The sequence below is a fragment of the Corynebacterium tuberculostearicum genome (assembly GCF_032821615.1).
Lineage (GTDB): Bacteria > Actinomycetota > Actinomycetes > Mycobacteriales > Mycobacteriaceae > Corynebacterium > Corynebacterium tuberculostearicum_H.
In genome coordinates, this window is sequence record NZ_JAVBIF010000010.1 from 23,959 (window position 1) to 45,758 (window position 21,800).

The 21,800-nt window shown below is 60.2% G+C and carries 19 protein-coding genes; 14 read left to right on the forward strand and 5 right to left on the reverse strand.

Annotated elements, in window-relative coordinates:
* Nucleotides 1-3: 3 nt before the first annotated feature.
* The gene (locus RAE09_RS08310; RefSeq protein WP_316981452.1) at nucleotides 4-657 is read left to right on the forward strand and encodes a histidine phosphatase family protein; all 654 of its coding nucleotides are present in this window, start codon (nucleotides 4-6) and stop codon (nucleotides 655-657) included.
* On the opposite strand, the gene RAE09_RS08315 is transcribed toward RAE09_RS08310, so the two are convergent.
* From RAE09_RS08315 to RAE09_RS08325, 3 genes are read right to left on the reverse strand one after another with little or no spacing between them, the layout of a single operon-like run.
* Entirely contained in the window at nucleotides 654-1,001 is a 348-nt protein-coding gene (locus RAE09_RS08315; RefSeq protein ID WP_005325385.1) for a metallopeptidase family protein, read from the reverse strand. The two genes, RAE09_RS08310 and RAE09_RS08315, sit on opposite strands and share 4 nt — an antisense overlap.
* Entirely contained in the window at nucleotides 1,001-2,074 is a 1,074-nt protein-coding gene (locus RAE09_RS08320) for a septum formation family protein (RefSeq protein ID WP_250413043.1), read from the reverse strand. Before RAE09_RS08320 ends, RAE09_RS08315 begins: the two co-directional genes overlap by 1 nt.
* A 36-nt stretch (nucleotides 2,075-2,110) precedes the next feature.
* On the reverse strand, nucleotides 2,111-2,860 hold the full coding sequence (locus RAE09_RS08325; protein ID WP_005325388.1) for a GntR family transcriptional regulator: 750 nt from the start codon (nucleotides 2,858-2,860) through the stop codon (nucleotides 2,111-2,113).
* Between the two features lie 65 nt (nucleotides 2,861-2,925).
* Here RAE09_RS08325 and serS point away from each other — a divergent pair, with 65 nt between their 5' ends.
* The 6 genes from serS to RAE09_RS08355 all read left to right on the forward strand — a co-directional run bounded on the left by serS (nucleotide 2,926) and on the right by RAE09_RS08355 (nucleotide 11,011).
* Nucleotides 2,926-4,182 (forward strand): serine--tRNA ligase, encoded by a 1,257-nt coding sequence (gene serS / locus RAE09_RS08330; protein ID WP_005325389.1) that lies wholly within the window; start codon nucleotides 2,926-2,928, stop codon nucleotides 4,180-4,182.
* 23 nt (nucleotides 4,183-4,205) lie between these two features.
* Nucleotides 4,206-5,819, forward strand: coding sequence for a lysophospholipid acyltransferase family protein (locus RAE09_RS08335; protein ID WP_316981453.1), 1,614 nt, complete (start codon nucleotides 4,206-4,208; stop codon nucleotides 5,817-5,819).
* Between the two features lie 297 nt (nucleotides 5,820-6,116).
* Complete coding sequence (locus RAE09_RS08340; RefSeq protein WP_302258747.1) at nucleotides 6,117-7,841, forward strand: glycerol-3-phosphate dehydrogenase/oxidase; 1,725 nt, start codon at nucleotides 6,117-6,119, stop codon at nucleotides 7,839-7,841.
* Between the two features lie 3 nt (nucleotides 7,842-7,844).
* Entirely contained in the window at nucleotides 7,845-8,582 is a 738-nt protein-coding gene (locus tag RAE09_RS08345) for an MIP/aquaporin family protein (protein WP_005325393.1), read from the forward strand.
* Between the two features lie 28 nt (nucleotides 8,583-8,610).
* Entirely contained in the window at nucleotides 8,611-10,158 is a 1,548-nt protein-coding gene (glpK, locus tag RAE09_RS08350; RefSeq protein WP_316981454.1) for a glycerol kinase GlpK, read from the forward strand.
* Between the two features lie 22 nt (nucleotides 10,159-10,180).
* Nucleotides 10,181-11,011, forward strand: coding sequence for an HAD family hydrolase (locus RAE09_RS08355; protein ID WP_316981455.1), 831 nt, complete (start codon nucleotides 10,181-10,183; stop codon nucleotides 11,009-11,011).
* Here the strand turns inward: RAE09_RS08355 and RAE09_RS08360 are convergent.
* The gene (locus RAE09_RS08360; protein WP_316981456.1) at nucleotides 11,008-12,954 is read right to left on the reverse strand and encodes an N-acetylmuramoyl-L-alanine amidase; all 1,947 of its coding nucleotides are present in this window, start codon (nucleotides 12,952-12,954) and stop codon (nucleotides 11,008-11,010) included. The genes RAE09_RS08355 and RAE09_RS08360 overlap by 4 nt on opposite strands.
* Nucleotides 12,955-13,100: 146 nt before the next feature.
* On the opposite strand from RAE09_RS08360, the gene glf reads away from it, so the two are divergent.
* From glf to RAE09_RS08375, 3 genes are all read left to right on the forward strand, one after another.
* Complete coding sequence (glf, locus tag RAE09_RS08365) at nucleotides 13,101-14,297, forward strand: UDP-galactopyranose mutase (RefSeq protein ID WP_040425343.1); 1,197 nt, start codon at nucleotides 13,101-13,103, stop codon at nucleotides 14,295-14,297.
* A gap of 40 nt (nucleotides 14,298-14,337) precedes the next feature.
* Complete coding sequence (locus RAE09_RS08370; RefSeq protein ID WP_005325400.1) at nucleotides 14,338-14,526, forward strand: hypothetical protein; 189 nt, start codon at nucleotides 14,338-14,340, stop codon at nucleotides 14,524-14,526.
* 76 nt (nucleotides 14,527-14,602) lie between these two features.
* Nucleotides 14,603-15,190 (forward strand): three-helix bundle dimerization domain-containing protein, encoded by a 588-nt coding sequence (locus RAE09_RS08375; RefSeq protein WP_316981457.1) that lies wholly within the window; start codon nucleotides 14,603-14,605, stop codon nucleotides 15,188-15,190.
* On the opposite strand, the gene RAE09_RS08380 is transcribed toward RAE09_RS08375, so the two are convergent.
* Nucleotides 15,187-16,449 (reverse strand): hypothetical protein, encoded by a 1,263-nt coding sequence (locus tag RAE09_RS08380; RefSeq protein ID WP_239228417.1) that lies wholly within the window; start codon nucleotides 16,447-16,449, stop codon nucleotides 15,187-15,189. The genes RAE09_RS08375 and RAE09_RS08380 overlap by 4 nt on opposite strands.
* A gap of 106 nt (nucleotides 16,450-16,555) precedes the next feature.
* On the opposite strand from RAE09_RS08380, the gene RAE09_RS08385 reads away from it, so the two are divergent.
* The 4 genes from RAE09_RS08385 to RAE09_RS08400 are packed head-to-tail and all read left to right on the forward strand — an operon-like array spanning nucleotide 16,556 to nucleotide 21,734.
* A complete protein-coding gene (locus tag RAE09_RS08385; protein ID WP_316981458.1) occupies nucleotides 16,556-18,508 on the forward strand; it encodes a glycosyltransferase in 1,953 nt (650 codons plus the stop codon).
* Nucleotides 18,498-19,013: a phosphatase PAP2 family protein gene (locus tag RAE09_RS08390; RefSeq protein WP_005325407.1), complete on the forward strand. Its 516-nt coding sequence runs from the start codon at nucleotides 18,498-18,500 to the stop codon at nucleotides 19,011-19,013. The genes RAE09_RS08385 and RAE09_RS08390 overlap by 11 nt, the downstream gene beginning before the upstream one ends.
* On the forward strand, nucleotides 19,006-19,986 hold the full coding sequence (locus RAE09_RS08395) for a decaprenyl-phosphate phosphoribosyltransferase (protein WP_250409107.1): 981 nt from the start codon (nucleotides 19,006-19,008) through the stop codon (nucleotides 19,984-19,986). The genes RAE09_RS08390 and RAE09_RS08395 overlap by 8 nt, the downstream gene beginning before the upstream one ends.
* A gap of 53 nt (nucleotides 19,987-20,039) precedes the next feature.
* Nucleotides 20,040-21,734, forward strand: a complete 1,695-nt coding sequence (locus tag RAE09_RS08400; RefSeq protein ID WP_316981459.1) for a hypothetical protein — start codon at nucleotides 20,040-20,042, stop codon at nucleotides 21,732-21,734.
* The last annotated feature ends 66 nt before the right edge of the window (nucleotides 21,735-21,800 follow it).

Below are 21,800 nucleotides of genomic sequence, written 5' to 3' on the forward strand. Positions count from 1 at the left end.
AGCATGCCCGGAAGAATTATCCTGCTGCGCCACGGCCAGACCTATTCCAATATTTCCCGCTTCCTCGATACCCGCCCGCCCGGGGCAGAGCTTACCGAGCGCGGGCGCGACCAAGCTACGGAGGTAGGCCGTGAGCTAGCGCAGTTGGTAGGCGAGCGCGAGGTGGAATTTAAATGCTCCATTGCCCTGCGCGCTCAGCAGACCGCGATGCTGGCGGCGCGCGCCTTTGAGCAGGAGCGCGGAATGCCGGAATTTTCCCAGCGCGTTGATGTAATCGACGGCGTGCACGAAATTTTCGCCGGTGACTGGGAGATGGACGGCAGCGAGGATGCCCATCGTTCGCACATGGTGGCCATGCGTGGCTGGTGCGATGGCGAGCGCGGCGCCGGGATGGAAGGCGGCGAGACCTTGGATGATGTGCTGGCGCGCTACCAGCCGGTGCTGGAGGGCATTGCGGAGCAGCTTGCCGACGACCACGATGTCATCCTTGTCAGCCACGGCGCCGCCATCCGCGTGGTCACCAAACATGCCACGGGCGTTGACTCCGACTTTGCCTATACCGGCTACCTGGCCAATTGCCGCTTTATGGTGATGGAACCGCGCGGCAAGGTCTTTGGTGAGTGGACGTTAACCCGGTGGGCGGATACGGAGCTCTAGCCCCAGCCCAGGCGGTGCAGCTCCTCTTCCTCGAGGCCAAAGTAATGGCCGAGTTCGTGGAATACGGTGACTTTGACCTGCTCTGCTAATTCTTCCTCGCTGCCGGACCAGCGCTGCAGTGTGTTGCGGTAAATGAAGATCGCATCGGGCAGGAAACCGGTGTGATCGAAGGTGCGGCGGGGCAGTGCTACGCCCTCGTAGAGCCCTAGCAACATAGGGTTATCGGGATTTTCATCTTCGACCAAAATGACGAGGTTGCGCATGCGGCGCACGAATTCCTCGGGGACTTGATCCAGCGCCTCGTTGACCATCTCATCGAAGCGCTCTTCTGATACCTCGACCATTAGGGCGCTGGGGCCGGGGCGGGGGCGGCAGACTCGGGTGCCGGGCTCTTGTCCTTGTCCTCACGCAGTGGATTGCGCTCGGGGCGTTCCTCCGGCGGTTGGCCGTCGATAGTCAGCGCCTGGCGACCACCGGTAGCGGAACCGGTGATGGCAGAGAAACCGCCGCCTTCGCGGGCATGCACAAGGGAGCAATTGACGGACTTGGTGCCGCCATTCCACGAGGCCTCGGTGATAGAGCCCCAGAATGGTTGCAGCGTGGACTGGTAGAGCTGCTCCTCGCCGCCAAGGTAGTCCTCAGTAGCGGCGGTACACGTATCGGATAAGAACTTGTCCATATCCTTGCCGTCCGGGTAGCCGTCAGGGAACTGCTTGCCCACATCGATGACGGAAACGGTCTCCATCTGGTGGGGCTTAGCGCAGTCAACGACGTGCGGAACCTGCTTGTCATCGATGGCCAAGCACTCGCCCGGCTTGGCGAGGTTTGCCTGCTCGGAGGCCTCGACGTTGCCGGTAGTAAGCTGCGGTACACCGTGATCATCGGTGGTTTGCAGGCCGCATAGCAAGGTGCGGTCGCCGCGATCCCAGGCGGACTGCGGCGGCAGAATGGACGCCACATCGTACTTGCCATTCGGATCCCACTTACCGTGCAGGTAGCCCACAGTGGCGGATTCGCACAGCTCATCGCGCAATTGGTGTTGGCGGGTAAGCGCTGGGCGGGTGGCATCAGGGCCGAATTCGCTGGTGGGGTAGACGCTCAGGTCTTCGGTCTTGGAAACTTCGAAGCGGTGCTGTTCGGAGCACGGTACTTCCTTGAACCCGGTGGCGGAGCCATCCTGGGCGATGTCCCACGTCAAGCAAGCGCCGGCGGCCGCAGCGGTGAAGGGCTCCGGTTTAGGAGCGGCGGTTTCTGAAGTATCCCCGCTATTGTGCTGCTGGGCAGCGGTAGTGTCTTCGCCGCCCGATTTGTGGGAGCTGATAACGCCATAGATGCCCATGAAAACGGCCGCCGCGATTGCCGCAATCAAGACAATCTGGACGGCCACAGCGGAACGCCACGCAGGTGATTTCTTCATAAGGCCTTTAATCTTACCTTTTAAGCAGGGTGCTGGCTAGATACTGTTCTCCCTAGCCACCCGGGTAGTCAGCCGGTAGCGGTCGGTGCGGTAGACGGAGGAACACCACTCCACCGGCCTATCGCCCGAGCGGGAGTAGCGCACGATGTGTAGCAGCGGGGTGCCCACGGGGACGTCGAGAAGCGGAGCAGTGTCCGCATCGGCGGAAATCGCCGATACCGTTTGATCCGCATCGGTAATGGGGACGTTAAAGACAGAGTCGAGTATGGCGTAGACCGAATTGTAGGTGTCATTTTCTAGCAGGCTGGGCGCATACGTGGAGTTATACCAGCCGTCATCAATGGAGTAGGGCTCGCCATCGCCCAAGCGCAGGCGGCGCAGGTGAATATGTTCGGTTTGGGCAGGCGTATCAAAAAAGAGGGCGGCATCCTCCGGGGCGCTGCTGCGTCCGCTGGTAAGGATTTTGGAGGAGGCGGTGACGTCTTGTGCGCCCATCTCATCGGAGAATGAGGCCAGGTGGAGCCGGGAGACAAGGGGATTGGGCGCTACGAAGGTGCCCTTACCGCGGACGCGGCGCAATTTTCCGGCCGCGACAAGATCCCCGATGGCGCGGCGGACCGTGATTCGTGACACGCCATAGGTTTCTTCAAGAAGCCTCTCGCCGGGCAGGATATCGCCGGGTTTGAGGGTCGTGCGGCACAATTCTTCGAGGATATCGTGCAATTGGGTGTGTTTTGGAACGGGACCGTCCGTAATTGTGCGGGCGGGGAGCTGAACGGCGGACATAAAGCCATCATAATTCGCTGGTTATTACCACCGCAAGATGTTGTCAATACGCTAAACTTACATTCGTGATTGATCTCAAGCTACTCCGCGAAAACCCTGACGTTGTCCGTGCTTCCCAGGTGAACCGAGGTGAGGATCCCTCCCTCGTAGACCAGCTCTTGGAAGCTGATGAGCAGCGCCGCGCTGCTATCCAAAAGGCCGACGAACTGCGCTCTGAGCAGAAGGCTTTTGGCAAGAAGATTGGCCAAGCCTCCCCAGAGGAGCGTCCGGCACTGCTGGAGGGCTCTAATGAACTGAAGGCCAAGGTCAAGGAGGCGGAAGAGGCACAGTCTGCCGCTGAGGCCAAGGTGGAAGAGCTGCAGTACAAGCTCGATAACGTGGTCGAAGGTGCCCCGGCCGGCGGCGAAGATGACTTCGTAGTGATTGAAGAAGTAGGCCAGATTCCTGAGTTCGACTTCGAGCCAAAGGATCACCTTGAGTTGGGCGAGTCCCTCGGCCTTATCGACGTCAAGCGTGGTGCCAAGGTAGGCGGCGCTCGTTTCTACTACCTCACTGGCGATGGCGCCTTCCTGCAGCTGGGAATGCTGATGCTCGCGGCGCAGAAGGCGCGCGAAGCCGGTTTCAAGCTGATGATCCCGCCAGTTCTGGTTCGCCCAGACATTATGTCCGGCACTGGTTTCTTGGGCCAGCACTCCGATGAGATTTACTACCTGCCGGCCGACGATATGTACCTGGTCGGTACCTCTGAGGTGGCCCTTGCTGGTTACCACAAGGATGAGATCATCGACCTCTCCAATGGCCCGCTGCAGTATGCCGGCTGGTCCTCCTGCTTCCGCCGTGAGGCTGGCTCCCATGGTAAGGACACTCGCGGCATCCTGCGCGTCCACCAATTCGACAAGCTGGAGATGTTTGTCTACTGCAAGCCGGAGGACGCGGAAGAAATGCACCAGCGCCTTCTGTCCATGGAAAAGGACATGCTTGCAGCCATGGAACTGCCTTACCGCACCATCGACATTGCCGGTGGCGACCTCGGTTCTTCGGCGGCCCGCAAGTTCGACAATGAGGCTTGGGTTCCTACCCAAGGCACCTACCGTGAGCTGACCTCCACCTCGAACTGCACCACCTTCCAGGCTCGCCGCCTGTCCACCCGCTACCGCGACGAGAACGGCAAGACCCAGACCGCAGCTACCCTGAACGGCACGCTGGCGACTACCCGCTGGCTCGTCGCCATTCTGGAAAACCACCAGCAGGCCGACGGCTCCGTCGTTGTCCCTGAGGCCCTGCGCCCGTTCGTGGGCAAGGATGTCCTGACCCCGCAGTAAGTCCGCCGTCGTCCTGGAGAGTTATGAACGCTGCGACGAATTTCCTGTACCGCCAGATCACCCACATTGGCAGGGGGGTGACTCTGGCACAGGGATTAAAAATGCGCCTTTCGGGGGAAGAAAATATCCCCGATAAGGGCGGCGCGGTGTTGGTCTGCAACCACACCGGCTACATGGATTTCCTCTTCGGCGCCTTTTTGGCCTATCGCAAGAAGCGTCTGGTGCGCTTCTTGGCTAAGGCTGGAATCTTCAAAGCACCGGTGGCGGGTCCGTTGTTGAAGGCCATGCATCACGTGCCAGTTGACCGTATAGATGGCAGCGCCTCCTTCCGCCAAGCGGTACAGCTGGCCAAGGACGGCGAACTCGTGGGCGTGTTTTCTGAAGGCACAATTTCCCGCAGCTTTGAAATCCGCAGCATGAAAAGTGGCGCCTCCCGCATTGCCTATGAGGCGGGGGTGCCGGTAGTCCCACAGGTCATTTTTGGTTCGCAGCGCCTGTGGACCAAGGGACACAAAAAGAACCTGGGACGGACCAAGACCCCTGTCTTTATTACCGCCCTCGAACCGTACTATCCCACCGGCGATGCGGAGGCTGATACCGCGGAGATTCGACGCCGCATGCAAGAGGCATTGGAAGGGCTATGGGAACAGTACGAAGCCGAATTTGGACCCATGCCTGCCGGTGAATACTGGGTGCCCGCCCGTAAAGGTGGAGGGGCTCCTACCCTTGAAGAGGCAGAAGCTCGAGATGCTGAAGTAGAAACCGAGCGCCACCGCGTACGCCGGTTGCGCGACGATCTAGTGGGCCTCAAAGAACGCGTCTCGGTTACTACGGTTGACTTGGTGCGCAACCACATGGCCGCCGCCAAGGGAGCGGACGGGGAGGAGCCAAAGAATAAGGCGCGGACCGCCCCGGAGACCCTGGAGTGGATCAAGAACAACCTCAACGCCGTGGTAGAAGAGGCAACCCGCGGCGTAGATGAAGGTCGCGATAAGGTCGCGGATATCATGGCGCAGCTGAAGTCGGATGTGGCGCAAACCCAAGCGTCCATCACGGCCAGCAGTAAGGAGATATGGGCTGGTTCCGTAGCGGAGCAGGGCCTGTTGGCGGCAGCCACCCAATCCCGGCTTATCGTTTCGCGCTTGCCACACCGCATGAAGGCGCAATTTTCTTCCATCCCCCGCGTGGTAGTGGCGCAGAGCAGCGCGCTGAATTGGGAAGATGGCGCGCTAACTCCGCGATTGCACAAGGCTTTGGCAGATATCTACCCGGCGGCCGAAGTCCTGATCGTGATATCACCCGCCGGTGAAGTGGAAGTTCCGCAAGCCGTGTGGAGCGTTGTCGTTGATGAGGACGCTGTGCAGCCGCGACTCGATACCGATGCACTGTCCGTCACTGCCGCGACTGCGGTACAAGGCGTGGAGCGCATCCTTGAGGATCTGCAAGCTAAACCGGAGGAGACCCGGGTTTTTGCTAACGAGCCAGGAGATGAGGATTTCCTTGACCGGATGCCGGTGGTGGCTTTGGAAACTGCCCCTATCGAGGTGGTCAAAGGCGCTCAGGCGGTCACTTATTCTGCCGAGAAAGCCGGAATGTCCGAAGTGCTTGAAGCAATGGCGCGGTTAGCGCAGAAATAGCGAAGGATTTTCGTCCGCTTTGCACCCCCGCGAGGGGGTGGTTTTTCTTTTTGAATGTCTAAGTATTTTAAGAAAACTGACTGCTTACGGGCCTGAAACTTACGTGTGAGTAACCACATGTGTAACTCGCGTCCGTGACTCCTAACATAGATTTCAGGAGATAAAGTCTCTGCAGCCGCGGTGTGATACTTTCCACCGAAACCACAATTCACTGCTTTTGGCTGTGCTTTTGCCATCTCATTCATGGATTTATGGCGCAGGCACATGCAAGCACCAAGGAAGGAGATGCGGTCAGTAATGACCCAGCAAAGCAACCAATCCTTTAACCCCGAATACTTTGAAAATCTATGGAATGGGTACGCGGATGAGGACTACGACGTAGTCATCATCGGTGGCGGTTCCGTAGGCGCTGGTGCGGCAGCGGACGCCGCTACCCGCGGCCTCAAGACCGCCGTCATTGAGGCGCGCGACTTCGCCGCAGGTACCTCTTCTCGCTCCTCCAAGATGTTCCACGGTGGCCTGCGCTACCTGGCCATGTTTGACTTCCGCCTGGTGGCGGAGTCCCTCAAGGAGCGCGAGCTGAACATGTCTACCCTGGCACCCCACCTGGTGAAGCCGCTGAAGTTCATCTTCCCGCTGACCCACCACGTATGGGAGCGCGTGATGATGTTCGGTGGCTTTACTCTTTATGACCTCATGGGCGGCTCGAAGAGCGTGCCAATGCAAAAGCACCTCACCCGCAAGGGCGTGCTGAAGGTGACCCCGGGTCTGAAGGACGATGCCATTGTGGGCGGCGTGCGCTACTACGACACTTTGGTTGATGACGCCCGTCACACCATGACCGTGCTGCGTACCGCCGCCGAGTATGGTGCCGATGTACGTACCAATACCGAGGTCATTGGCTTTGACAAGGACCGCGGCGGCCGCATCGTAGGCGCGAAGGTTCGCGATACCGCCACCGGCCGCGAGACCACCGTGCGCGGCAAGGTCTTCATCAACGCCACCGGCGTGTGGAATGACAAGATTCAAGAGATGGCCGGCGTGGAGGGCAAGTTCACCGTTCACGCCTCGAAGGGCGTGCACATCGTCGTGCCGAAGGATGCGCTCGATGCAGAGGCAGCCCTGTGCTTCGTCACCGAAAAGTCCGTCCTCTTCGTTATCCCGTGGGGCGAGTACTGGATTATCGGTACCACCGATACCGATTGGGAAAAGGGTCTCTCCTTGCCAGATCCGGCACCGACCAAGTCCGATATTGACTACATCTTGGATCAGGTTAACCAGCGCGTTCGCCGCAAGATCACCCGCGATGACATCGTGGGCGTTTACTCCGGCCTGCGCCCGCTGCTGTCCGGCAAGTCCGATTCCACCACCAACCTTTCCCGCAACCACGCCGTCGCACGCGTGGCCCCAGGCATGGTCTCTGTCGCCGGTGGTAAGTACACCACGTACCGCGTCATCGGTAAGGATGCCGTGGACCTGGCAGTGGAGGAGCTGGATACCAAGGTCCCGGAGTCCATCACCGAGCAAACCCCGATCCTGGGCGCCGCCGGCTACCACGCCTTGGCCAACCAGGTCCCATCCTTGGCTCGTCGCTATAACCTGAGCGAGAAGTTCATTGAGCACCTGCTTGGCCGCTATGGCTCCCTGCTGGGTGAGGTTTTGGCACCAGCAGCAGAGGATGCCTCCCTGCTCGAGCCAGTTCCTGGTGCCGAGTCCTACCTGTGGGCCGAGGTCCGCTACGCCGTCACCCACGAGGGTGCATTGCACTTGGAAGACATCTTGTCCCGCCGCCTGCGCATCGCCATCGAGTACGGCGACCGCGGTGTGAATGCCGCCCCGGCCGTTGCTGATTTTGTAGCACCGCTGCTGGGCTGGAGCGACGCCGACAAGGAGCGCGAGGTATCCCAATTCAAGGCCCACACGCAGGCCGAACTTGAAGCAGAAGCTGCGGTAACTGACCGTGAGGCCAATGACATTTTGGTACGCGCAGGATCCGCCCGACCCACCCAAAACGAGGTATAAGTTATGACCGGATTTGATGCATTCCTGTGGGAGTTTATCGGCACTGCGTTGCTGCTCCTTCTAGGTAACGGCGTATGTGCGCTGGTTAACCTGCGCACCTCTGGCGCACGCGGCTCCGATTGGATCGTTATCGCCCTGGGCTGGGGCATGGCGGTCTTTGTCGGCGCGAGCGTGGCCGATCCCACGGGCGGGCACCTCAACCCCGCCGTCACCGTAATGTTGGCCGTCAATGGCTCGCTTGAGTGGTCCCTGGTCCCGTACTACTTCCTGGGCCAGATCCTCGGCGCTATCCTCGGTGCCATCCTGGCATGGGCTGCCTTCAAGCAGCTTTTCGACGCCAATAATTACGACGACGCCGGAAACGTCACCGGCGCCAATAAGGACACCAACGGTATCTTCTTTACCAAGCCGGCACATCCTAAGAACGGCTGGAATGCGGTGACGGAGTTCATCGCCACCTGCGTGCTGTTGATGTTCATCGCCTTCGGCCCCACCGGCGGCGAGCTTGGCCCAATGAGCTACTTCGCTGTTGCTTTCGTTGTGGTGGCGGTCGGCCTGTCCCTTGGTACCCCTACGGGTTATGCCATCAATCCGGTCCGCGACCTGGGCCCGCGAATTGCTTATGCATTCATCTTGCCCATCCAGGACAAAGGCAGCGCGAACTGGGGCTATGCTTGGGTCCCCATCGTGGCCCCATTGGTCGCAGCCGTAGCCGTTGGACTGTTGTCCGTTGCGCTCTAATTTCATCTTCGTATAGGAGACTAGACACATGACTAACAAGAAATACGTCGCCGCTATCGACCAGGGAACCACGTCGACGCGCTGCATCATCTTTGACCACAACGGCGAGCAGGCTGCCGTTGGCCAGCTCGAGCACGAGCAGATCTTCCCGGAAAAGGGCTGGGTAGAACACGACCCAGAAGAAATCTGGAGCAATACCCGTCGCGCCGTCGGTGAAGCGCTTGCCAATGGCGACATCACCGTGGAAGACATTGACTCGGTGGGTATCACCAACCAGCGTGAGACGACCGTGGTGTGGGATAAGCACACCGGTAAGCCGGTCTACAACGCCATTGTCTGGCAAGATACCCGTACCACCGCCATTTGTAAGGAACTCTCGGGTGAGGAAGGACCAGAAAAGTGGCGCCGCCGCACCGGACTTTTCATCAACTCCTACCCGGCTGGTCCAAAGGTGAAGTGGATCCTCGATAACGTCGAAGGTGCTCGCGAGCGTGCTGAGGCAGGCGACCTGCTCTTCGGCACCATTGATAGCTGGCTGCTGTGGAACCTCACCGGCGGCGCCGAGGGCGATGCCGGCCACGAAGCGTTGCACGCCACCGACGTCACCAACGCCTCCCGCACCTTGCTGATGGACATCGAAAAGCTGGAGTGGGATGAGGAACTGTGTAAGGAAATGGGCATCCCGATGTCCATGCTGCCGGAGATTCGCCCGTCCCTGGGCGATTTCCGTACCGTGCGTGAGCGCGGCTCGCTTTCCGGCGTGCCTATCCGGGCCATCCTGGGTGACCAGCAGTCCGCGATGTTCGGCCAGGGTTGCTTCCGCGCAGGTTCCGCAAAGAATACTTACGGCACCGGCCTGTTCCTCCTGCTGAATACGGGTACCACCCCGAAGTTCTCCGAGAACGGCCTGCTGACCACCGTCTGCTTCCAGCGCGAAGGCGAGCGCCCCGTGTATGCCCTCGAGGGTTCTGTATCTATGGGCGGTTCCCTGGTGCAGTGGCTGCGCGATAACCTGCAGCTCATCCCCAACGCTGCGTCCATCGAAAACCTCGCGCGCGAAGTTAAGGACAACGGCGGCGTTTATATCGTGCCGGCCTTCTCCGGACTCTTCGCTCCGTACTGGCGCCCGGATGCTCGCGGCGTCATCGTGGGCCTGACCCGCTTTGCTAACCGCAAGCACTTGGCTCGCGCCGTGCTCGAATCCACCGCGTACCAGACACGCGATGTTGCAGACGCTATGGTGGCGGACTCCGGCGTGGAGATTACCGAGCTGCGCGTGGATGGTGGCATGACCATGAATGAACTGCTGATGCAGTTCCAGTCCGATATCCTCGGCGTGGAAGTACACCGCCCGAAGAATATCGAGACCACCGCTACCGGTGCTGCCTTCGCGGCAGGCTTGGACCATGGCTTCTGGGATGATCTCAGCGTCCTGGGCAGCCAGACCGGAGACATGAAGGTATTCAAGCCGAAGCGCGATAAGGAAGAGGTAGAGGGGCTCTACCGCGACTGGAAGCGCGCAATTAAGCGTTCCCTGGAGTGGGAGGATAATGAGGACGAGGACCTGAACATCTAAGTCCTGACGTAAACTCGCGGGTATGGAGAATTTCCCAGCCCACGCGCCTCGCCTCATCGCGAGCGATATTGACGGCACCCTGCTGGACCGCAACCACCGCGTCCCGCGTCGCAACCGCGACGTCGTGGCGCGGGCAGTCCAACAGGGTGCCTATTTTGCGCTTTCTACCGGCCGTCCGTTCCGCTGGATTGCCCCGGTGCTGGAGCAGCTGCCCGTGCGGCCGGTATGCGTGACTTCGAACGGCGCTGTGTTGTATGACTCCGCGGAGGATCGGGTGATGTCCGCCCATGAGCTTTCGCCCGCCGCGTTGGCGGAAGTGGTGGACGTGGCCCAGACCGTACTGGGCACCGTGGGCTTTGGCGCGGAGCGGGCTGGAGGCTCGCTTGCCGACGCCGTCGAGGACCTCTTCGTAGTCGAGCGCCACTACTCCGAAAACGCCCTGTTTGAGGGCTTCGGCGTGGTCAGCATGGGTGAGCTAGTGGGGCAGCCGGCGGTGAAGTTCCTCATCCGCAACACGGACTACTCCGCCCCAGAGCTCTATGAGCTCATTGCGCCGCACATCGATCCGGAGCTCGCGCACCTGACCTATTCCATGCAGGAAGGAATCTTGGAGGTTGCCGCGCCCGATGTGACTAAGCGCCGCGGGGTGGAATGGCTGGCGCAGCACACCGGCGTCGCCCAGCAGGAGACTATTGCCTTTGGGGATATGCCCAACGATATAGAGATGCTGGCGTGGGCCGGCTGTGGTGTGGCCATGGAAAACGCCCACCCGGAGGTTAAGGCGGCCGCGGATGCGGTCACCGTGGCTAACCACCAGGCGGGCGTCGCTAAGGTGCTAGAGCGCTGGTTCTAGTCGGTGAAGATGTCTACCTTTTCCGTTTCGGTGTTGTAGACAATCTCGCCACCCTGGAACTTCACGCGGATTTCCTTGCCATTCTTTTCCTCGTTGGAGGTCGGCAGGCCGAGCTTGGAGGCATTATCGCCCTCGGACCACTTCTTGGCAATCTCGCCCGTCAGCGCCTTGGTGCCGGACTCCTTGGAGGAGAGCACCACGCCATTTTGGAAGAGCTGGTAGAGGATCTTGCCGCCGTCGGTAGTATCCGGGCCGCCGACTGCCAAGCCTAGGACTGGGCCGAAAGCGTTGAGGACGGAGGTCCAGGATTCCTTCAAGCCCTCGTTGTTGGAGACCTGGACAACCTTATTGACAATCTCCGGGATATCCCCGGTGGTCAAGTTGCCCGTCACCTTCCGATCGGTATCAGGCTTCTGCAGGCGCTCATTGGCGATGAGCACGCCGAAGACGGCGGCAGCGATGCCGGCAAGGGCGGAGATAGTGGAGACCGGTACCTCGACCTCGCCAAGCGAGGACATGATTTCTCCGCCCACCTGTTGCGGGGTCTTGGGGGTATTTGGTTGCGGGGTCTTGGGGGTATTTGGTTGCGGGGTCTTGGGGGTATTTGGCTGTGGAGACTCTTGCCAGTTCAGGTCCGTGCTGTTCTTGCCGGACTTGATGGCATCCGCCTTGCGCTTGGTATTCTTTCGAATCTCGTCCCAGTGGCGCGTGGTGTACTGGCCCGGGCAAGCCGTGTAGTGGAAATCGTTGTGGCCCGCGAAGGCCGGCACGGTGGCCGTGGTTCCTGCAGGGAACTTGGAGCCGTTGAATCCGCCGGAGTACAAGCTGGCCTTGCCCATTGGATCGATGCCAGAAATAGCGGCCTTCCAGCCGGCAATCTCCGCCACGGAGTTGAGCATCTCGCGGGAAGGCTCGGTTTCCTCGTAGTTGCCAATCATGGAAATGCCCCAGTTATTAGAGTTGAAGCCACCCACGTGGGCACCCTGTACGGCCTTGTCCAAGCCGCCGTAGCGGCCTTCGTAGATGGTGCCGAATTTATCCACCAGCACGTTATAGCCGATATCGCACCAACCCAGGGTCTGCGCATGGTAGTCGTAGGCACCGCGTACCTGTGCCGCTGCCTGTGCGCGGGTGTAGTTATTGGTACCCGCGGTGTGGTGCAGGGTCATGGCCTTGAGGCCATCGTCGTAGGTTGGCTCCTGGCAGCGCTTAGATTCGTCTGCTCCCCAGCCGGCGCGGGTGACTACCTTAGGCATGCCCGCGGTCTCCGCGGTGGGCTCGATGGCTTCGCCTTCTTGAGCGTTGCCGTCGATAAACACGGCGTCGAGATCCGCAACCTGGGTGCGCTCATCGGCCACGGGGGAGATATCGCCGACGTTGTACGCAAGTGGCGCGGGGCGGTTGGCATCAGCGCCCTTGGCGGCCTTGTCTAGGAGGGAGTCTTCCTTCTTGTCGAGGTTGGAACCGGTCACGAGGTCAACGTTGGCCATGGAAACCTGCACATCGTTGGTATCGCCCACGAAGATGAGTTCGGTGCCGTTCTTGCCCTCGGTGTAATTCATTGCATCCATGGGCAGCCACTCGCTCCAGGAACCGTCCTGCTGCTTGGAGCGCACAAAGGAGTTGATATCTCGCTTGCCCTCCCAAGTAACGGCGAACATGTTGAAGGTTTCGTCGCGGTGGAACTGCTTGACCGCGCGGCGGCCTTCGCCGTCGCCCTGCGCGGCTACGGCGGGGTCATCGACGACGATGGATTCACCATCGCTGAAGCTAGCGGAGGCGTTTTTGACCTCAATGGGCCCGCCATTGTTGGAGTCCTGGGTCTTAAGCACCTGCTGGCCGCCGAATGCGGCGGTCGCGGCGAGCGCGATAGAGGTGACTGCCGCGATGACCGGGGTGGACCACTTGGACCTGGTGGGTACTAGTCGACGTCGTTGTTGCACTGTTATCTCCCTGGGGTTGTGCAGCTGTAAAAACGGTTGCCAAAAGTTAAGAGTTGATAGTGATGGTACGTTTGTGGCTTCTGTGAAACCTGTTGCGACACGCCGATGCGCCGTGTCGGCTGCCGTAGTGCAATAAAGTGGAGGCCATGACTTCTTATGACCTCATCGTTGTTGGCTCTGGATTTTTTGGTCTAACGGTTGCCGAGCGCGCCGCTAGCCAGCTGGATAAGAAGGTGCTCATTGTGGAGCGCCGCAATCACCTCGGCGGCAATGCCTACTCCGAGGCCGAACCCACCACCGGAATCGAGGTGCACAAGTACGGTGCGCACCTCTTCCACACCTCTAATAAGCGCGTGTGGGATTACTGCAATAAGTTCACCGATTTCACCGACTACCAGCACCGCGTGTTTGCCATGCACGATGGCACCGCCTACCAATTCCCGATGGGTCTGGGTCTTATCAACCAGTTCTTCGGCCGCTACTACTCCCCGGATGAGGCCCGCCAGCTCATTAAGGACCAGGCCGGCGAATTCTCCCCGGAAGAGGCGCAAAACCTGGAGGAGAAGGCCATCTCGCTCATCGGTCGCCCGCTGTATGAGGCCTTCATCCGCGATTACACCGCAAAGCAGTGGCAGACCGATCCGAAGGAGCTGCCGGCCGCGAATATTACCCGCCTCCCGGTGCGCTATACCTTCAATAACCGCTACTTCAACGATACCTATGAGGGTCTGCCCGTCGACGGCTACGCGGCATGGCTAGAAAACATGGCTGACCACGACAATATTGAGGTCCGCCTGGATACCGATTGGTTCGAGGTGCGCGAAGAGCTGCGCGCCGAGTCCCCTGATGCACCCGTTGTCTACACCGGCCCATTGGATCGCTATTTTGATTTTGCTGAGGGCGAGCTGGGCTGGCGCACCCTCGACTTTGACTTGGAGGTGCTGGATACCGGCGACTTCCAGGGCACTCCGGTGATGAACTACAACGATGCGGACGTGGACTACACCCGCATCCATGAGTTCCGCCACTTCCACCCGGAGCGCAAGGATAAGTACCCGAAGGATAAGACGGTCATCATGAAGGAGTATTCGCGCTTCGCTGATAAGGGCGATGAGCCGTATTACCCCATCAATACCCCAGAGGACCGCACCAAGCTGGAGGCTTACCGTAAGCTCGCCGCCCAGGAGTCGAAGGATAATAAGGTTCTCTTCGGTGGCCGCCTGGGCACCTACCAGTACCTGGATATGCACATGGCTATCGGTTCGGCGCTGTCCATGTTTGATAATAAGCTCGCGCCCTTCTGGAACGAAGGCAAGGCCATTGAGCAGGAGCGTGGCCACTAAGCGCTATGCTTGATCACCTCTGAGGAAAGGAGGTGACGGCATGGCTGACCGCCGCATGTGGAAAATGTCGCCGGAGCGGCTGCAGGAACATCTGAAATTACGTAGCCGCGCATCGCGCATTCCCGATAAAAAGAAAGAACAGTCCAAGAAGGCCTGCCGGAACTCCCGGCGGGCCTTTCCGCTTTTCGGTGCAGAAAACTATTGGGTTATACCCAACCGTTTGACTTAACCCAACGTTAACCATTAAAGTTAACGACAGGTTAACAATTAGCAAACGGGACAATAATCCGAGAAAGGGGATAACAATGAACCAGTTTGAAACCCTGCGCCAGGATCTGCACGAGAACTACGGCCACGAGTACACGGCCGTGGAAATCGATGCCAGGCTCGATGAGGTTATTGCCAAGCACACCAAGAAGGCGGAGCTCGATGAATTCGTGCCGCTTTTGGTGGAGCGTGAGGTGCGCGATTACTTCGGTGCTCACCGCCTGCACGTACGTTTTGCCGCCGGTACCAATAATGCGCTGGCCCAAGCCGCAGCGGAACTGACCCGCAAGCATGCCGGCGAAGCCCTCTTTGTAGATACCGCCGTTGCTCACCCAGAAAACGAAGCGGAAGGCCACCTTGCCCACGTCATGAACGAGCGCGGCATGGGCGAGGCCCCGAATAAGTACCTCGATGAGGTGCGCACGGTAGCGATGCCGGATTACATCGTGTTCTTGGGCCGCGAGGTAGAACGCGATGAGGCGGGCAAGGACATCAAGATTTGGGATATTCCTGCCGCGGATACCGTGGAGGAGGCGCGCGAATTGGCTGATGACCTCGAAGCCCGCGTACTCTACATGCTCAATAAGCTGGGCATCGATCCGGTAACCGAGCCGGTCAACGCCTAGAAGCGATACGGGTTGGGCAGCTGGGAGGAGACGTTATTATTGGCCACCCAGAAGCCCGCAAACCTATAGGGCATGTAGTGCGTGCCCATGCCGGGGCGCCATTCCGGCGTGCCCAACAGTGGGGGAGTTTTGCGGTCGCGCTGCGGATATAGCCGTTCTGGCAGCGCGCCCACCATGGGGTGATAGTCCTCGAGGACGCGAGCGAAGGCGGAATCGAAGTCTTCCCGCGACAAATCCTGGGACAGGTCGCTAATGCGCTGCGTTATCTGGCGCAAGCTGGCGTTGTCGGGCTGGCGGGAGAGGGCCGCTTGGGCGTCGCCAAGCAGCCATTGCACCTCGCCCGCGCGCACCGCAGTATCGCCGGCGCAGAAATTTTCCAGGGAATCTATCTGCGCTGCGGCCGTATTGATCTGCTTGAGCGCTTTGTACGCCTCCTTGATGGAGGCAGCGTGAAGCGAATAGTCTTGGATGTCCTCCAGCGCCTTGAGCGTCGGCCGCGCATCGGTGTACTGATTGACCAGAGAGCGCCACTGTACCTTCAGGTAGTCGCCCGCTAAGGGGGAATGCAGGGCGTCAATCCGTGCTTCCGTGCGCTTGATGAGTTCCTCAGCCCCGTCGCGAGCGCCCTTAATATAATCGAAGCGCTTGCGCACTCGGGCGCGGCGGATGAACAAGTAGGTAATGAGGCCAACCGCGCCCAGAACCACGAGCACCATAGTGGCCGCGATGAATACGGACCACGTGGGCATATCCTGCGTATATTGCCGGCGCACGGTGGTATCCGCGGCGGCGCGAGTGGCCAAGATCATGCCGATGGTATAGTCATCGTCCGCCAACGCCGACCGCATCTGGTCCAAGATGCCGTCCACGCGGCCCTCGTCATAAATCTTGATGTCCTGGCACACCTCTGTGCCGCAGTGCACGGCCATACTATTGGGCTCAAAACCTACCGCGATGACGAGCACATTTTTCTGTAGCCCACTTCCGCTGATGAACTGTGGATGCTCGCGTTCCAAGTCATGGAACAGGGTGCGGGAAAATTCCTCGCCCGAATTCGGGTACGTAGCGTAGAGGACCTCGTGCACGGAATCCGGCAAATGCATGGACTGGGCTTGCGATTTGATGGCCTCTTCGTCCGAAGTGCTAAGGATTTGGGCGTGGTCCAGAAACTCCACCGCGGGCTTTTCCTCTGCGATAGCGGCGGGCGCGCTGGCTACAGCGAGAAGACCTACTGCTGCCGCGCAAGGAACCCATCTCATGATGTTCCATATTACGGGCTCCGCGTGTAAACCGTAGTACTTATGCAAAAGCAACTACGCTAAATCGCTGACTACTGTTTATACCGTTTGGAGAATCGAAGCTATCGTGACTGCCAACAACACCCAGGCCCATGAGCCCCTGCAGCGCATCCTGCTGCCTAAGCGCGGCGAGCCCTTTGATGTGCGGATGCTTTACCTCATCGAGGCCGAGCAAAACCGCGAACGCCTCAGCTGGTTTAACCGCACCTCCGTCACCATCCCGGCCGGCGAGGAAGCATCTTTTGAAACCTACTTCAATGCCTTCCCAGCCTCCTACTGGCGCCGCTGGTCCCAGCTGCGCTCCGTAATCCTCAGCCTGGACATTGAGGGTCAAGCAAATATTTCCCTCTACCGCTCCAAGCAGGATGGCCAGCGCATTTCCGTGGCCAACCACCTGGTAGGCACCGGCCACCACGAGTTTGAGCTGCCGCTTAAAAACTTCGAGGATGGCGGCTGGCTGTGGTTCGATATCACCGCCGAGCAGGAAACCACGCTTGCCGACGCCGCCTGGTGCTCCCCCCACGCCCCCGGCCCACAGCTTTTGCCGGACGGCACCGAGCAGCCGGCGCAGGACAAGCGCGTGGCGGTTGGCATTCCCACCTTTAACCGCCCCACCGATGCCGTGGCAGCGCTTCAAGCGCTGGCCGAGGACCCGGTGGTAGATGAGATCATCGACTTCGTCCTCATGCCGGATCAAGGCAACCAGCACCCCGCCGATGAGCCGGGTTACGACGAGGCGGTGGCCCACTTTGGTGAGCGCTTCCGCGAATTCCGCCAGGGCAACCTGGGCGGCTCCGGCGGCTACTCCCGCATCATGTACGAGGCGCTGGAAAATACCGATTCGCCCTTCATCCTGTACATGGACGATGACATCGCCATCGAGCCGGACTCCGTGCTGCGTGCGGTTCAGGCGGCCCGCTACGCGGCCAAGCCCATCATCGTCGGCGGCCAGATGCTCAACCTGCAGGAGCGCTCCCAGCTGCGCACCACCGGCGAGCAGGTCAACCGTGCCGATTTCATGTGGGGCGCGGCGCCGCACGCCGTCTACGACCACGACTTTGCCAAGTACCCGCTGCGCGCCATCGGCACCCGCGAGACTCACCTGGATCCCAAGAAGTACGATTCCCGCGCGCTGCATCGCCGCGTTGACGTGGAGTACAACGGCTGGTGGATGTGCCTCTTCCCGCGCATCGTGGCAGAAACCAACGGCCAGCCGCTGCCGCTGTTTATCAAGTGGGACGATACCGAGTACTCCCTGCGCGCGGCGCGCAACGGATTCCCCACGGTGACCTGGCCGGGCGCCGCTATCTGGCACATGGCCTGGGCGGATAAGGACGATGCCATTGACTGGCAGGCCTACTTCCACCTGCGCAACCGCCTCATCGTGGCCGCGATGTACCACGAGGGGCCGGCCAAGGGCATTACCAAGTCCATCTTTAAGTCCACTCTCAAGCACACCATGTGCATGGAATACTCCACCATGGCCATCCAGATTGAGGCTATGCGAGACTTCCTGGCCGGGCCGGACCATCTCTTCGACATCCTGGAGTCTTCGCTGCCGCGCATCGCGCAGATCCGCAAGAACTACTCCGATGCCGTCATCCTGGAATCCGCCGATGAGCTGCCAGCTCCCACCGGCGCGCCGGGCGTGCCCACCCGCAATATCGGCGGCCGCCTGGCCAAGATCAAGAAGATCCCGTGGGCCATCAAGGGCCTCAAGCATCTCGTCAGCAAGGAAGATGCTGCGCACCATGAGGCGCCGCAGCTCAACCTCACCCCGGACGAGGCCCGCTGGTTCACCTTGTCCCGCGTAGATTCGGCCACCGTGTCCACCGCCGGTGGCACCGGCGTCGCCTTCCGCAAGCGTGACCGCGACCTAGCCAAGGACCTCGTGGCCCAGACCCGCGAATTACTGAAGGAAATCGAAGAGAACTTCGACGACCTGCGCGCCGAATACCGCGCGGCCCAGCCGGAGCTGACCTCGCGCGAGTCGTGGAAGAAGGTCTTCGATGCCCAATAAGCTTTCCGTAGCCGAATCGCGCGTCCTCGAGTCCATCCAGGGTGCGGCTTTCGACGTGCCCGGCGTACTTCCCACCGCCCGCGGGCTTAGCCACTGGGGCGAGCATGCCTTAGGTTGGATGGGCAGCGCTGCGGTAGGGGCGGGCATCGACAAGCGCCGCCGCGAAGGCTGGGTCCGTGTTGGGGCCGCCGCCTTCCTCGCGCACGCCGCCAGTGTGGTGCTCAAGCGCATCGTGCGCCGCAAGCGCCCGGATTATCCGTACGTGCGCGTGGGGGTAAAGACGCCCTCCACATTGTCTTTCCCTAGCTCGCACGCGACTTCGACCACCGCATTCCTGGTGGCGGTAAGCCGCCTGACCGGCCGCAAGGCGCCCCTTCTCGGCGTGCCGGTAATGATGGCATCGCGTATGGTGCTCGGAGTGCACTATCCAACAGACACGGCCGTGGGTGCGGCCATCGGCGCTGCTACCGCGGAGGTCGTGATGAAAGGAATGAAGCATGAGTGATGATGGAAACCAGCACTTTTTCCATTCGGAACCGCACACCTCCGGCGTAGATACCGGCCGCAAGCGCAAGCCGCCGAAGAATCTTGTCGATGGCATGATTAAGGCCCTGCGCCCCAAGCAGTGGGTCAAAAACGTCCTGGTGCTGGCTGCCCCCGCCGCGGCCGGCGCCGATGCGCTGTTCCATGGCCGCGTGCTTCTCGACGTCCTCTTGGCCTTCGTCGTCTTCTGCCTCGGTGCTTCCTCCATTTACCTGATTAACGATGCGAAGGATTGGCGAGAGGACCAAGAGCATCCGACCAAGCGCTTCCGCCCGATTGCCTCGGGCGTGCTGCCGATTAAGCTCGCCTATGTCATGGCCGTGGTGCTCATCGGCCTGTCCATCGGCCTGTCTTTCCTTGCCACCGCTGGGCCGCAGCTGGCTATCGTGATGGCGATTTATATCGCGTTGCAGTTGGGCTATTGCTTTGGCTGGAAGCATATGCCGGTGATCGATATTGCCCTGGTTTCCTCTGGCTTCATGCTGCGCACCATGGCCGGTGGCGTAGCCGCAGGCATCGAGCTATCCCAGTGGTTCCTGCTGGTGGCGGCCTTCGGCTCGCTGTTTATGGCCTCCGGCAAGCGCTACTCGGAGATCCTGTTGGTAGAACAGACCGGCGCGAAAATCCGCAAGTCCCTGGAGGGGTATACGCCCACTTACCTGCGCTTCGTGTGGACCCTAGCCGCCACCGCGGTGGTCATCTGCTACACCCTGTGGGGCTTCGAGCTCGCTAACGACGCTCAGACCGGTGGCGTGTGGTACCAGATTTCCATGGTGCCGTTTACTATCGCCATCCTGCGCTACGCGGCCGATGTGGACCGCGGCCAGGGCGGCGCACCGGACGAGATTGCACTCGAGGACCGCACTTTGCAGGTTCTCGCCTTGGCCTGGCTCGCCTGCATTGCCATGGCGGTTTATATCATGCCGTTGTTCTAGACACAGCGGAATCGATATAGAAATTTTCTGCGGGGCTGATAAACTTTCTCCCCGTGCTTAACACCGACCACAAGAGTATCGCCCGCTGGAGTACCCCAGCGGTCATTCTTGTGATCGGTGTTTTATCTTTCTGGGGCGGCTTCGCTCGCCGCTGGATTTCTGATGACGGCCTCATCGTCCTGCGCACCGTGCGCAACCTCGAAGCCGGTAACGGGCCCGTGTTCAATATGGGCGAGCGCGTGGAGGCCAATACCTCCACGCTATGGCAGTACCTTATCTTCCTTGTGCGCTGGGTGTCCCACGCAAACCTGGAAGGCATCGCCATTTATTTCGGCCTCTTCTTGGCTGTAGCGGCAATGGTTGTGGGCACGGGGGCGTCGGCAAGCATGCGCTCTGGAGCCGTCCTTCCGGCCGGCGCACTTGTGTATTTGGCCCTGCCACCGGCCCGCGACTTCTTTACCTCCGGCCTGGAATGGGGCCTGTGCATCTTCTACCTTGCGGTGCTGTGGTGGCTGTTGTTGCGGTGGTCGCGCCCGCGCCGCCACTCCGGGAGCAATAGCGACGCCTATTGGCTCGCCTTCTGGGCCGGGCTGTCCTGGCTGGTGCGCCCAGAGCTCGCTCTGTACGGCGGCCTGGTGGGAATCGTGCTGCTCGTATCCCACCGCTGGTGGAAGATTCTTGCCGTCGCAGTGCCGCTGCCGTTGGCCTATGAGATTTTCCGCATGGGCTACTACGGCCTGCTGACCCCGCACACGGCCGTGGCTAAGTCCGCGGCTGGTTCCGAATGGGGCAAGGGCTTTACCTACCTGGCGGACTTTGCCGGGCCGTACTGGCTCTTCCTGCCGCTCATCGTGCTGGCCATTGCCGGTCTATGGAAGGTGGACCTGCGCCCCACGGCTCTGCGATCCACCGCCACTGCCACGTATCTTTTTGTGGGCGCGGCGCTCATCCATACGCTTTACGTCTTGCGCGTGGGCGGAGACTTTATGCACGGCCGCATGCTGCTGCTGCCGCTCTTTGCGTTTCTGCTTCCGATCTTTGTCGTTAGCGTACGCATGTGGATCGTCTCCGTCCTCTGCGCGGTGTGGGCGCTGGTTATCGTTCTGCGCGGCCATCCGGTGGATCGCAGCATCTATGCGGATGAGATTTCCATCGTGGACGAGCGTGATTTCTGGACCTATGCCACCCAGCGCCAGGATCCGCCCATGCGCGCTGAAGAATTCCTCGGCGCCAAGTTTATGGAGGACTACCAAGAGGGCATCGACGAGCTAGAGGCCGGCGACGCCATGACCTTCCGCTATATCAAGGGCGAAGATCGGTTCTCGTGGACGGCCACGCCTGCGGATCCTTCGCGCACCGATCCGCCGACCGTTTACCTGCTCAATTTGGGCCTGTCTTCCATGAATGCGCCGCTGGATATTCGCGTGCTGGACAATATCGGCCTTAGCAACCCCTTGGCGGCGCGCCAGCCGCGCATCGAGGGCGGACGCATTGGGCACGACAAGAGCTTGGATATGTCGTGGCAGGTGGCAGATTCCGCGGCCGATATTGACGAGATCCCGGCGTGGATTGATAAGTACGAGGCAGCCAAGGCTCGCGCCGCGCTTGCCGACGCCGATTTTCAGAAACTCTTCGCCACATACAGGGAACCCCTAACTTGGGACCGTTTCTGGAAAAATATTAAATTCTCCCTGACCGATGGCCGGACCCTCACTTTTTCTTCTGATCCCTCTGACTACCTGCATTAATCCCTTTAAATGCAGACTTTAGGGAGAACCTAAGTTACACTATTCTGTGACATTGTTATCGATCCG